This is a genomic window from Deminuibacter soli, from assembly GCF_003412455.1.
Classification (GTDB): Bacteria; Bacteroidota; Bacteroidia; order Chitinophagales; family Chitinophagaceae; genus Deminuibacter; species Deminuibacter soli.
On record NZ_QTJU01000003.1, the window covers coordinates 223,048 to 236,123 of the forward strand.

Annotated in this window: 13 protein-coding genes; 5 read left to right on the forward strand and 8 right to left on the reverse strand. The window is 46.8% G+C overall.

What is annotated here, in order from left to right; genetic code table 11:
• Window positions 1–42: 42 nt before the first annotated feature.
• Window positions 43–456, reverse strand: a complete 414-nt coding sequence (locus DXN05_RS11280) for a BrxA/BrxB family bacilliredoxin (protein ID WP_116847352.1) — start codon at window positions 454–456, stop codon at window positions 43–45.
• A 214-nt stretch (window positions 457–670) separates the two neighbouring features.
• Between DXN05_RS11280 and DXN05_RS11285 the strand changes: the two genes are divergently transcribed.
• The 4 genes from DXN05_RS11285 to DXN05_RS11300 all read left to right on the forward strand — a co-directional run bounded on the left by DXN05_RS11285 (window position 671) and on the right by DXN05_RS11300 (window position 3,268).
• Window positions 671–1,099 (forward strand): Hsp20/alpha crystallin family protein, encoded by a 429-nt coding sequence (locus tag DXN05_RS11285; protein ID WP_116847353.1) that lies wholly within the window; start codon window positions 671–673, stop codon window positions 1,097–1,099.
• Between the two features lie 164 nt (window positions 1,100–1,263).
• Window positions 1,264–2,127 carry a TraB/GumN family protein gene (locus DXN05_RS11290; RefSeq protein ID WP_158559216.1) on the forward strand — a complete coding sequence of 288 codons (864 nt, stop codon included), beginning with the start codon at window positions 1,264–1,266 and terminating at the stop codon, window positions 2,125–2,127.
• An 8-nt stretch (window positions 2,128–2,135) separates the two neighbouring features.
• Window positions 2,136–2,633: an RNA polymerase sigma factor gene (locus DXN05_RS11295; protein WP_116847355.1), complete on the forward strand. Its 498-nt coding sequence runs from the start codon at window positions 2,136–2,138 to the stop codon at window positions 2,631–2,633.
• Window positions 2,634–2,641: 8 nt separating this feature from the next.
• Window positions 2,642–3,268: a hypothetical protein gene (locus DXN05_RS11300; protein WP_116847356.1), complete on the forward strand. Its 627-nt coding sequence runs from the start codon at window positions 2,642–2,644 to the stop codon at window positions 3,266–3,268.
• Window positions 3,269–3,417: 149 nt separating this feature from the next.
• On the opposite strand, the gene DXN05_RS11305 is transcribed toward DXN05_RS11300, so the two are convergent.
• The 5 genes from DXN05_RS11305 to DXN05_RS11325 form a co-directional block, all read right to left on the reverse strand.
• Window positions 3,418–3,888: a nuclear transport factor 2 family protein gene (locus DXN05_RS11305; RefSeq protein WP_116847357.1), complete on the reverse strand. Its 471-nt coding sequence runs from the start codon at window positions 3,886–3,888 to the stop codon at window positions 3,418–3,420.
• A gap of 110 nt (window positions 3,889–3,998) precedes the next feature.
• A complete protein-coding gene (locus DXN05_RS11310) occupies window positions 3,999–5,426 on the reverse strand; it encodes a type III PLP-dependent enzyme domain-containing protein (protein WP_116847358.1) in 1,428 nt (475 codons plus the stop codon).
• Window positions 5,427–5,578: 152 nt separating this feature from the next.
• Window positions 5,579–5,923, reverse strand: a complete 345-nt coding sequence (gene rplT, locus DXN05_RS11315; protein WP_116847359.1) for a 50S ribosomal protein L20 — start codon at window positions 5,921–5,923, stop codon at window positions 5,579–5,581.
• A gap of 68 nt (window positions 5,924–5,991) precedes the next feature.
• Window positions 5,992–6,189: a 50S ribosomal protein L35 gene (gene rpmI, locus DXN05_RS11320; RefSeq protein ID WP_116847360.1), complete on the reverse strand. Its 198-nt coding sequence runs from the start codon at window positions 6,187–6,189 to the stop codon at window positions 5,992–5,994.
• A 240-nt stretch (window positions 6,190–6,429) separates the two neighbouring features.
• Complete coding sequence (locus DXN05_RS11325) at window positions 6,430–7,239, reverse strand: M57 family metalloprotease (RefSeq protein WP_116847361.1); 810 nt, start codon at window positions 7,237–7,239, stop codon at window positions 6,430–6,432.
• Between the two features lie 225 nt (window positions 7,240–7,464).
• Between DXN05_RS11325 and DXN05_RS11330 the strand changes: the two genes are divergently transcribed.
• The gene (locus tag DXN05_RS11330; protein WP_158559217.1) at window positions 7,465–10,155 is read left to right on the forward strand and encodes a S8 family peptidase; all 2,691 of its coding nucleotides are present in this window, start codon (window positions 7,465–7,467) and stop codon (window positions 10,153–10,155) included.
• A gap of 110 nt (window positions 10,156–10,265) precedes the next feature.
• Here DXN05_RS11330 and lepA read toward each other — a convergent pair whose 3' ends face one another.
• Together lepA and tpiA are read right to left on the reverse strand one after the other, a co-directional pair.
• Window positions 10,266–12,050: a translation elongation factor 4 gene (gene lepA / locus DXN05_RS11335; protein WP_116847363.1), complete on the reverse strand. Its 1,785-nt coding sequence runs from the start codon at window positions 12,048–12,050 to the stop codon at window positions 10,266–10,268.
• 263 nt (window positions 12,051–12,313) lie between these two features.
• Window positions 12,314–13,075 carry a triose-phosphate isomerase gene (gene tpiA / locus DXN05_RS11340; RefSeq protein ID WP_116847364.1) on the reverse strand — a complete coding sequence of 254 codons (762 nt, stop codon included), beginning with the start codon at window positions 13,073–13,075 and terminating at the stop codon, window positions 12,314–12,316.
• Window position 13,076: the final 1 nt, after the last annotated feature.

A 13,076-nucleotide genomic window follows, 5' to 3' on the forward strand; every position in this document is an offset into this window, starting at 1 on the left:
CCATCCATGAACAAAGCCGTGTACATGGAATATGTTCGGCTGCTAGCAATATTCGTTGAAAGCAGCAATAAGGTTATGTGCAATTACCTGTGCCGGGCGTCCTTCAATCATGTGGCGCTCTATAAAGTGCACCAGCTGGCCATCTTTAAACAGGGCGATGGCGGGTGAAGACGGCGGGTAGGGTAACAAATGTTCGCGTACTCTTTTCAATGCGTCAATATCGAAACCGGCAAATACGGTTGTTAAATGGTCGGGTTTCTTTTCAGCATTGTTAACGGCCATTACAACACCAGGTCTTGCGCTGCCGGCAGCACAACCACAAACTGAATTGATCATTACCAGCGTGGTACCTTGCTCTTTTAAAGCGCCGTCTACTGTGTCAGGTGTCAATAACTCGTCAAATCCATTATCGGTTAATTCTGCCTTCATGGGCATTACGATCTCTGCGGGATACATCCTTTCCTCCTTCTTTACTTGTGGAAGACAAAAATAAGAGAATTATGGGAACTGGTAAAAAGCATTTTTAAGACATTATGGCACAAAAAGATACAACAAAGCGCCAATATGACGCACGCAAATCGTTGAATCAGCCAATATTTCTTTCAAAACCGGCATGGAATGCCATTTGATCTACTACCTGCAGATTCTAAAACAAAAAAACTCAAATACTATGACACTCGTAAAACACAACTACAGAAACTTCGGCAACCTGTTCGACGAAATCTTCAACGGCGCTTTTCCTGCCAACTGGAACAAAGATCAGCAATACTATGCTATCCCCCCGGTGAACATCAGCGAAACAACCGAAGCTTACCAGTTGCAGTTACTGGCCCCGGGTTTAAACAAGGAAGACTTTAAAGTGAATGTTGAAAAAGGTTTACTTACCATCAGCTACGACAAAAAAAGCGAGCAGGTGAAAGAAGGCGAAAAAACACACCGCAGGGAATTTGGCTTTAACAGCTTTAAAAGAAGCTTTAATGTAGACGACCAGGTGAATGTGGAAGGTATTGAAGCCAGGTATGAAAATGGCGTACTGTACCTGACCCTGCCTAAAAAAGAAGAAGTGAAAGTAAGCCCTAAAGCCATCACTATTCAATAAGAGATTTTAACGTAATAGATTTTTCATAAGCAGTTGGTTTTGGTTATAAGCCCCGTGTTTTAACATGGGGCTTTTTTGTTGCAGTGCCGCATCAACCATTTTATGTTATTGGTGTAATGTTTTGTATCATTACATTACTAATTACGAAAGACAAACAACGGATGATGAAGTTTGGGGCATGGATAACGGTATTGCTGCTACTGCTGCACCAGGGTACACAGGCGCAGGCGCCACATGAAAAGGCTTTGCTGTGGCAGGTGGCAGGCAATGGCACAACTGCACCTTCGTACCTGTTTGGCACTTTTCACCTGCTGTGTAACGAAGATGCAGCACTGGGCAAAACCTTTGAACAAAAATTCGACGCCAGCAGCACGCTGTATCTCGAAATGGACATGAGTAACCTGGGCGAACAGGCTGCATTGCTTAAAATGATGATGATGCCCAACGGCACTACCATCAGCTCACTGCTCACCAAAAAAGAATACGATTCTCTTGCCACCCTGTTTACACGTTATACCGGTACGCCGTTTTTACTGGTTAATAATATTAAACCATTACTGCTCTCCTCCCTCCTGTTCCCGTCTATGATGAACTGTGAAACCAGTTCGCTTGAACTGAAACTCACCGGCATGGCCAAACAAAAACATATACCGGTAAAGGGACTGGAGACCATGGCTTTCCAGGCTGCGATGATTGATTCCATTCCTTACCAGCAGCAGGCGAACGACCTGGTAAAAACACTGTACAGTTACGACAGCGTGAAAGAGGACATGATGCAGATGGTACAGTATTACAAACAGCGTGATTTACCTGCATTGTACAACAGTGTACTGAATGATACCCTGTTCAATAATTTTGAAGAGATGATGTTGTACAGGCGAAATACCAACTGGGCACCCGTACTGGCGGCGGCCATGAAACAGCAGCCTTGCTTTGTGGCGGTTGGAGCGGCCCACCTGGCCGGTGACAAGGGATTAATTGCACTGCTGAGAAAAAAAGGATTTACTGTAACACCTGTTTCATATTAAATAAAGGCATGGCCAGCGAGCAAGCATTCATATCAATGATCAGGCAGCACCAGAACATCGTTTACAAGGTGTGCAATATTTATATGGACAATGCTGAAGACCGGGAAGACCTGTTCCAGGAAATTACCCTGCAGGCCTGGCAGGCTTACAGGCGGTTCAGAGGGGATGCGCAGTTTTCTACCTGGCTGTACCGCGTAGCACTGAACACAGCCATTACCTTCCTGAAGAAAGAAAAACGGCAACCTGCCACCATAAGCACCGAAACCCTGCCCGAGCCTGTTGCCTACCACGAACCCGCCATTGAAGAACAGCTGAAAGCCATGTACAAGGCCATTGCCGGCCTCAGCAAAATTGACAAGGCACTGGTAGCGCTGTATCTTGAAGATTACAGTTACCAGCAGATAGCAGAAGTACTGGGCATATCGGCCAATAATGTAGCAGTAAAAATGAACCGTATTAAGGCCAGGCTGCGTGATGACAGTAAAAAATATTATCAACCTGCATAATCAACGAAATGGAGCTGGATGACCTGAAATATCATTTGCAACAACAAGCACCTGCACCGGGTGAACAGCGCAGCGCCGATGACATTGCAGCTTTGCTGAAACCACGTGCCCGCTCGGTTGTTGACAAACTGAAGCTGAGCCTGTGGTTTGAACTGCTGTGTTCTGTAATATTTCTTATTGTGGCTATCGTGGTAATGTGCACTGCAGAAAGCAGGCCTACGCGTATTTACTTTGGCGTGTTCGGTATTACCTCACTCCTGTTTTGCCTGCTGCTGGGCTTTCTGTTGTACCGGGTAATAAGCTTAAGCAGCACACCACTGCCGGTAAAGAAAAACCTCGAAACCATTTATTATATCATCCATCATTTCTCCAGGCGGTACAACCAGTTTACCAGCCTGCTGCTGCCGCTTTGCGTGGCATTGCTGTACGGGTTAATTTACCAGGATATGGTAACCAACGGCATTGAACCCATTTCACTGGCCGAACAATGGCCGCTGTTATTGCAGTTGCTGGGTTACTGTATCGGCGGCGCGCTGATAATCTATTTTATCCGCACCTGGTATTTCCGCAAACTGTATTTCAATTACCTGAAACAATTGCGCGAATGCATCCGTGAGCTGGCAACAGCTTCATAAGGTAAAACTTACCCTTCGGGAAGTGCCGGTACACGCGAATAGTCAATAGTGAATAAAAAATGCCGTTGCCGGTGTCCTCACCGGCAACAAACAGTACCCGGGTTCCCGATAAATCACTCACGATAATCCTCCGGCTGTACACATGCTCGTTACTGCTTTGGTGCTTCTATGCAGTCCTCTTTGCGCCGTGTGTCAATAATGTATTGAATCTTCCATTCGTTGTTGATGCGTACCAGCTGGAAGGAGTTTACGCCGCAATGGTTGAATGCTCCCTTGTAGTAAAACTGGTAGGGCGTCCATACCACGGCAAGATCCTGGTCTATTTTAATCATATCATATACAATACGCTCGTCGCCCGCATCTTTAGCGAGTTTGGCTACGCTGGCAGAAAATTCACTGATGGGCTCCTCGCGCACAATCACCTGTGCATCCTGGTTCTTTGTAACGGTTTGCAATTGTGCGCCCGGTGCAAAACACTGGTTCAGCAGGGTGCTGTCTGCATTGCGGATGGCGACAAATAGCTGGTCAATGGTGGCTTTTACCGAATCGGTAGCAGCGGCACTCTGGGCCCTGCTGCCATAAAAAAACAGCAGCAACAGGCTGCAGAAAACAATACGCATGGCATTTATTAATAGGGTGACGGAAAACAAAAACAGTCAAACCATACAACAACGGTAGGGTCTGACTGTTCAAAACTAAAAAAAACGCCCCACGAAGTGAGGCGATTTTTTTAAAGATATCCGAGTATTTTAAGCATGCTCTGTGCGGATTGTTCCTTGGCATACACCCAGTCTACCAGCTTGCCCGATTTATCGTGCCCTACAATGATGTGTTTGGGCGAAGGGATAAGGCAGTGTTTGATACCACCGTAACCGCTGATCTGATCCTGGTAAGCGCCTGTATGGAAGAAACCTACATACAGGGGTTCCTGGTTGGGTGAATCGCCCGTGTTTTTGGCGTGCTCCAGTTTGGGCAGAAACACCTCGTTGATGTGTTCCTCAGAATCATAATAGTCATGACTATCGCAGGTGATGCCTCCCAGCACCACGCGTTGGTAGTCATTATCCCATTTATTTACCGGCAGCATCAGGAATTTCTCCCCTATGCCCCAGGTATCGGGTAAGGTAGTGATGAAAGAAGAATCGATCATGTACCAGGTTTCCCGGTCGTTCTGCATTTTCTGGCCAATTACGCTGTAAATATGCGCCATGCTTTCACCTACGGTAAATGAACCGAACTCGGTGTAAATATTGGGCATGGGCACTTTTGCCTTTTTACAGGCCTTTTTGATATTGCCTACAATTTCATTGATCATGAACTGGTAGTCATATTCAAAACCCAGCGAGTGTTTAATGGGGAAACCGCCGCCGATATTGATGGAATCAAGCTCAGGGCATATTTTCTTTAACTGGCAGTACAGGTTAATGATCTTGTTCAGCTCGCTCCAGTAATAAATATCATCTTTAATACCCTTGTTCAGGAAAATATGCAGCATTTTAAGCTGGAACTTATGTTCGTAGCCTTCAATATTGTCTACATAAAATTCCAGGATATCCCTGGCACGGATACCCAGGCGCGAGGTATAGAACGGAAAGCTCGGCTCTTCCTCGGCAGCCACGCGGATGCCCAGTTTAAAGGGCTGTTTCACGCTTCTTTTGTAGGCATCCAGTTCTTCCTTGTTATCGAGAATGGGCACTACATTTTTAAAGCCTGAATTAATGAGCTTGGCAATGCGTGAAGTATAGGTTTTCTGTTTGTATCCGTTACAGATGATAAAGATGTCTTTGTTGATCTTCCTTTTCTCGTACAGCTTGTTGATAATTTCAATATCGTAGGCATAAGAGGTTTCGAGATGAATTTCGTGTTTCAGCGCCTCTTCTACCACAAAGGAAAAATGGGAACTCTTGGTGCAATAACAATAGAAATATTTGCCTTCGTATTTATGCTTTTTAAACGCGTTGTCAAACATCTTCTTCGCACGGTTAATCTGCATACCGATTTTGGGGAGATAGGTTAGCTTCATAGGCGTTCCGTGTTTTTCAATCAGGGCTTTTAAATCAAGCCCGTTGAACTCCAGGTAGCCTTCATCGCTCACATCAAATCCTTCCTGCGGGAAGTGGAAGGTTTGTTTCACCAGGTCGGTGTACGTATTATTCATTCCTCTGGGTTAGTTGTTATTTTGTTTTTGCAATATAAAAATTCTGTGCAAAAATAGTTGTTTGTGGATATCATCAATAAATAAAAAAACCGGGGATGATATAAATCCCCGGTTTTTATTTGGAACCATTGATAAATCAATGGATAGGATGCTTATTTTACAGAATCAACCAGTGCTTTAAAGCTGGCAGGTTCGTTCATAGCGAGGTCGGCCAGAACTTTACGGTTCAGTTCGATACCTTTTGTGTTCAGCTTGTTGATGAACTGGCTGTAAGTGATGCCTTCAGCGCGAACAGCGGCGTTGATACGCGCAATCCACAGCTGGCGGTATTCACGTTTTTTCAGTTTACGGCCTACATAGCTGTAGGTCATACCTTTTTCAACAATGTTTTTGGCTACTGTATAAACGTTTTTACGTTTGCCATAGAAGCCTTTGGCTTGCTTAAGAATTCTCTTCCTTCTTGCCCTTGATGCAACTGCATTTACAGAACGTGGCATAAGTTATAAGTTTTTGTTACCGGCCTGCGCCGTTAACTGATTTTTTAATGTAGATAACGGACCGGTAATTATTTCAAACGCAGTAAGCGCATAACGAAATCTTTGTTAGCAGGGCCAACAAGACCTTTCTTGTTCAGTTCGCGTTTACGTTTGGTAGATTTCTTGGTAAGAATGTGGCGTTTGAAAGATTTCTGGTAGGTGATTTCACCTGATGCGGTCACCTTGAAGCGTTTTTTTGCGCTGGAGTTGGTTTTAACCTTTGGCATTGTAATAATCCTTTGCGATTACACCCTGCTGGCGGCCCCGAACAGACGGAGCGCTTGTACGGCCTTTTGGGTAATGTTCCCTTTTTGGGTTTGCAAAGGTAGGGAAATAACACAAAATACCAATAGTTAAACCTAAAATAATGGAAGAAAACCCGTACTGGCCGCAAATATAGCCCTATTCCATAAAAAAATCCCCGCAGCCGGCGTGCTGCAGGGATTGGTAAAGTTAACTGGGCGGTTTTAGTACAAATACTGCAACGCCACTTTATCATTGGCATTGAAGGTACGGTTACCGCCATTTGAACAGGCCAGCATCCAGGAATTGGCATCCGGACCACTGGGCGTGCCGGGGATAAGGATGGCGCCAATATTGGAAGCCCCTTCATTGGTGGCCGCGCCGCCGCAGCTGTAGCTCCTGTTCATATAATCTGTATGACGGAAGCCGATACAGTGTCCCAGTTCGTGCTGGATAACAGAACCCACATAATTCACGTCGGGGTTGCTGCCATAGGCCTGCGAATTGGTGTTCATCTGGATAGTGCCGTACGGTTTGCCCCCACTGGGGAAGCCGGACGAACCAAGGGTAATATAACCACCGCTGGGGCCCTGGTTAAAGCCCTTGATGGTAATATCAGCAGTACCCGAGGTTATGCGTGTAAAAGTAAGCGTAAGGCCCAGCGCGTTGTAACGGCTGATGGCCAGATCGGTTCCTGATACATAGGCAGTGCCCAGGTTGCTCACCTTGATTTTAATGGTGCGCGGGGCCGAAACCAGGTTGGTGGTGCGGTACTGCTCTGTTTCGGCAATACGCAGCAGCTGCTGGTTGTTGTTGCTGTTCAGTAATTCGTCGGTAAGGGTAATGTCACCTTCCACCAGGTAACCAGCATCGGTCTTCACTACGCCGGAAGTGCTGAAACCGAGACTTTTGATTTTACCTAATGTAACAGAAGAAATCTCCGAAGCCGGAGCGGTGGTAGAAACGTCCTGTTTTTTACAGGACAAAGTGCCAACACAGGCTGCAAGTGCAAAAAATAGGAAGTGTTTTCTCATAAAAATAGGTTTCTACTAATTTAACGCTTAAACATTATAAAATTAAAAATTAGTTAAAATTATTTTATATTGGGTTATTATTGATTGTATATGAGATGGTTGGTCTTCATACCGTTACTGATAATTACCGCATGGGGAAACGCGCAGGTTAGCCATAAGGATAAACCGGGATTCAATTATTTTATTAATAATCAATCGAATAAGGACAGTTGCCGGCTTTTTATCTTGAAGAGTAATCATCCTGATTCTTTACCGGAAGGGGCAAGATTGGTGCATGTAATAAATGCCACCACATATATTGTACAGTTTTTGAACGATCCGGCATTGTCCGGTGCAAACAGCCGCTTTCACCTGCAACCCGCTAACCATTACTGGAAGCTGGCGCCTGCCCTGCTGCCCTACCATGCAGTCGCAAAAACAACAGGTAAATCCGTTTTCCAGGTGAGTGTGCAAAACGCCGCGGCATTCATCCGCTACCTGCAACTGCATAATACTAACGTGCAGCAATCTGGTTATAACAGGGCAGCAGGATTGTTCACCATTCAAGCCGATACCCGCTTTGTATTCGACAGTATTGCCGCCCTGCCCTATGTACTGCTGATAGACCGCGGCCATAAACCTGTGCATGAAGAAACGGCACTCGCTGATTTCAATGAAACCTTTAACAGCATCAACACCGTACACGCGCGTTATCCGGCGCTAACGGGCAGCGGACTTATTGCATCAGTAAAGGAAAACTGTTTCGACACAAGCGATATTGATCTGCGCCAGCGTACGCTGGTTACCGGCAACAGTGCCAGTACTATTTCGGTACATGCCACGCAAATGGCTACCAGCATTGCCGGTGCAGGCAACACTTATTTCACCGGTGCAGGTGTTGCAAAAGGCGCAACGCTTTGCGCACTGGATTTTAATGAACTGCTGCCCGATACGGCCGCTTACCGGCAGTACCACATTACCGTTCAGAACCACTCCTACGGCGGTGCTATTGAAAATTATTATGGTGGAGATGCAGCTGCCTACGATGCGAGCGTAAACACCGATACCAGCCTGGTGCACGTGTTTTCATCAGGCAATAGCGGCGATGCCGCAGCAGCTGATGGCCTGTACCAGGGTATTACCGGTTGGGCCAATATTACGGGCAGCTATAAAATGGCAAAGAATATACTGGTGGCAGGTGGTGTGGATTCGTTTTACAATGTGCCGCTGCTCAGTTCAAAAGGACCTGCCTATGATGGCCGCATAAAACCTGATCTTTCAGCCTATGGCCAGGATGGCACATCGGGCGCCGCAGCGCTGGTATCGGGCACCTGTTTGTTGTTGCAGGATGCTTATCGTACACAACACAGCAATCAATTGCCGGCAGCAGCCCTGGTAAAAGCAGTGCTACTGAACAGTGCAGACGATATGGCCAACCCGGGCCCGGATTATACATCAGGCTATGGTATGCTTAATGCGTACCGTGCTGTGGCCAATATCAGCAATAACCAGTTTGCCCGCGGCGTAGTGCAACAAGGGCAAAGCAATTCGTTGCAGCTGACTGTGCCGGCCAATGCGGTACGACTGAAAATAACACTTGCATGGACTGACCAGCCTGCCGCAGCCAACGCTACTGCTGCCCTGGTAAACGACCTGGACCTTACGGTGCAGCAGGGTGACAGCACCTGGTTGCCCTGGATATTGCATACAACACCCGCAGAGCCTGCATTACAACAAACAGCAACCCGCGGACAAGACACATTGAATGTGGCAGAACAAGTCACCATTGACACACCCGAACCCGGCGACTATCTATTACACATCAACGGGCGGCGGGTACAGGGCAACCAGTCATTTTACATCACCTGGCAATGGGATACAGCCAATCACTTTACCTTCACTTCCCCTGTTGCCAACACACATTTTATAGCAGGCACCAACAACATTTTTAAATGGAACAGCACACTGGTGCCGGAACGCAATGCCAGCCTGTACCTAAGTTACAACGCAGGCAGCAGCTTCGTTAAAATCACCGACACGCTGAATACTGCCGCGCCTTATTACCGCTGGCTGGCGCCTGACACTACCTGTGTCGCCATTGCACGCGTGGTTACCGCACAAGGCAGTTACACTTCCGATACCTTTACTATTTCAAGGCAGCCCTACCCTGCAGTTGGCTTTGCCTGTGCCGATTCATTGCTGCTGCACTGGCCTGCAACGCCGGGTGTTGCCGGTTACCGTTTATACAACCTGCAGCAACAATACCTTGAGCCGGTTGCGGATATGGCAGACACACTGGTTGTACTGCATCAGCAGCCAAACGCCGGTAATTACTATGCAGTAGCCCCGTTGTTTGCAAACGGCATACAAGGCGGCCTTAGCTATTCTATTGACTACAGCCTGCAAGGCACCAGCTGTTTCTTCAACAACTTCACCACCGATCTGCAACTGCAAAACCAGGCCCTGCTTACCTTACAGCTGGGCAGCGTGTACCAGTTGCAACGCATCCGTTTTGAAAAACAAACACCCAATGGCTGGCAGCTGCTGAAAAACATTGAACCGGTGAATGCATTGCAATACCGGTTTACAGATAGTTCTTTATTAAGCGGCATCAACACCTATCGCGCGGTGCTGGTAAATAGCAAGGGTATCGCATTGTACAGCCAGTTGTCTTCTGTATATTATTGGGCAAAGGCAGACATCCTGTTATTCCCCAACCCTGTAACAGCGGGCGGCGCATTGCAGGTGTTGTGTAAAACGCCCTTTAACAAAACGCTGTACCTCTACAATATGCAGGGCAAACCGGTATTGCAGCATGCATTGCAGAATACGCTGGAAACTGTTGCATTACAGGGCTTACCTGCCGGAACATATATTGCAGTGGTGGGCGAAGATGGAAAGAGATTGGTGCAGCAGAAAATAGTATTAGTAAGATAAGAGAACCACTTGATCTGTCCGAAGCACTCCTTTGAGAGCGATTTCTGCTGCATAAAAAAACAGGCGCACATTGCTGTACGCCTGTTGGTTGTTTATCCTATGTGCATTGATTAGTCCAGCTTCAGTACAGCGAGGAAGGCTTCTTGCGGCACTTCCACGTTACCTATCTGGCGCATACGTTTTTTACCTTCTTTCTGTTTTTCCAGTAGCTTGCGTTTACGGCTGATGTCACCACCATAACATTTGGCAGTAACGTCTTTACGCATGGCGCTGATGGTTTCCCTGGCTACCACTTTCGCTCCGATAGCCGCCTGGATGGCGATCATGAATTGCTGTCGTGGCAACAGTTCTTTCAGTTTCTCGCACAGTTTACGGCCGAAGTCCTGTGCACGGCTGCGGTGAATAAGCGCACTCAGTGCATCCACCTTATCACCGTTCAGCAATATGTCCATTTTTACGATATCTGCATCCCGGTAACCAATCGGGGTATAATCAAATGAAGCATATCCCCTGGTAGAGCTTTTCAGTTTATCATAAAAGTCAAATACAATCTCCGTTAAAGGCATTTCAAAAATAAGCTCTACACGGCTGGTGGTTAAATAGCTCTGGTTAAGCAGTATGCCACGTTTGCCCAGGCAAAGCGTCATAATGTTGCCGATATAATCAGGCAGGGTGATGATCTGCGCGCGGATGAAAGGCTCTTCAATACGGCCTACCTTCACCACATCAGGCATTTCAGCCGGGTTGTTTACAATGATCTTCTCATCGCGGGTAGTATAAGCGATAAAGCTTACGTTGGGCACCGTGGTAATCACGGTTTGGTTAAACTCGCGCTCCAGGCGTTCCTGGATAATTTCCATGTGCAGCAGGCCGAGGAATCCGCATCGGAAACCAAAGCCAAGCGCCTGCGATGTTTCAATTTCATAAGTGAGTGAAGCATCGTTCAGCTGCAGTTTATCCATGCACTCGCGCAGCTCTTCAAAGTCTTCTGTTACCACAGGGAAGATGCCTGCAAATACCATCGGTTTTACCTCTTCAAAACCGTTGATGGCTTCGCCGGGTGCACTGGTAAGCGTAATAGTATCGCCTACTTTTACTTCCTTGGCGTTTTTAATGCCGGTAATAATATATCCTACGTCACCAGCTCTTACTTCCTTACGCTCGTCGAGGCCGAGTTTCAGTACGCCGATTTCATCAGCTTCGTAAGTAGCGCCGGTGGCAATGAATTTAATTTTATCGCCCTTGCGGATTGTGCCGTTGAAGATGCGGTAATATGCAATGATACCGCGGAAGCTGTTGAACACGCTGTCGAAAATCAGTGCCTGCAGCGGTGCTTCTACATCGCCTTTGGGGGCAGGAATGCGTTCTACCACAGCCGCCAGTATTTCCTCAATACCAATACCGCTTTTGCCACTGGCCAGCAGGATATCCTCGTCTTTACAACCAATAAGGTCAATAATCTGGTCTTTCACCTCGGGAATCATCGCGCCTTCCATATCAATTTTATTGATAACGGGGATAATTTCGAGATCGTTGCCAATAGCCAGGTACAGGTTGCTGATGGTTTGGGCCTGGATACCCTGTGAAGCATCTACCAGCAGCAGCGCGCCTTCGCACGCAGCCAGCGCACGGCTTACTTCATAGCTGAAGTCAACATGGCCGGGAGTATCAATGAGATTGAAAATGTATTTTTCGCCTTTGTAAGTGTAGCTCATCTGAATGGCATGACTTTTAATCGTAATGCCTTTTTCGCGCTCGAGATCCATGTCGTCGAGCACCTGGTTCATCATGTCACGTTCGCCGATGGTTTTGGTATGTTCCAGTAAACGGTCTGCCAGGGTACTTTTACCGTGGTCAATGTGTGCGATAATGCAAAAATTCCTGATATGCTTCATATAATATGTTCGCCTTCAATGGTTTCTATGCTGATACCACAAGGGCACTGCGGCAAAGATAATGGAAAAGCTGAGGGATCGAATCATTACTTCCAAACAATCTAATAATCAAACACTTAATGCTGTTTGAAACATTCATTTCAGATACTTACAACTCTTCTTCCAGGCCCTAAAAATGAAACCGGCGGAAGTAAATTTCTTCCGCCGGTTGTTATTCCGTGCTATTCGCTATCAGCTAATGGCTAAAAGCTAAACGCTTCTTTTTATTTCAGGCTGCTGATGATAGTCGCGAATTCGCTTCCCACCAGTGAGGCACCGCCTACCAAGCCGCCGTCTACATCGGGCATGCCGAAGATTTCTTTGGCATTTGCTGCCTTTACACTGCCACCATATAAAATAGTGATATTGTCAGCTACTTCGTTGCCGTATTTTTTAGCCAGTTCTGCGCGGATGAATGCGTGCATTTCCTGGGCCTGTTCGCTGGTAGCCGTTTTGCCTGTGCCAATAGCCCAGATGGGTTCGTAGGCAATTACCACTTTCTGCAGTTGTTCAGCGCTCAGGTGGCAAAGTGATTCCTGCAGTTGGGTAGCTACATAATCGTTCTGTGTGCCTTTTTCCCTGATTTCGAGGGGTTCGCCGCAGCAGAAAATAGGCTGCTGGTTAAACTCAAGCACCAGGTTTACTTTTTCTGCCAGCAGGGCATTGGTTTCATTGAAATATTCCCTTCTTTCAGAGTGGCCAAGCACTACCCACTGAATACCGAGAGAGGCGAGCATCTCTACAGAAATTTCGCCGGTAAAAGCGCCTGATTTTTTATTGTATACGTTTTGCGCGGCAATGAATACATTGGTTTTGCCTTTAATTTTTTCCTGAGCCATAGCGAGGTACGGCGAAGGAACGGCGAAAATCACCACCCGGTGGTTGTCGAGATTGTCGGTTGCTTTTGACAGATCGTCGAGCAAAGCTTCACCCTGTTGCAGGGTAAGGTTCATTTTCCAGTTGGCGGCAGCTATCTGTGCTCTCATG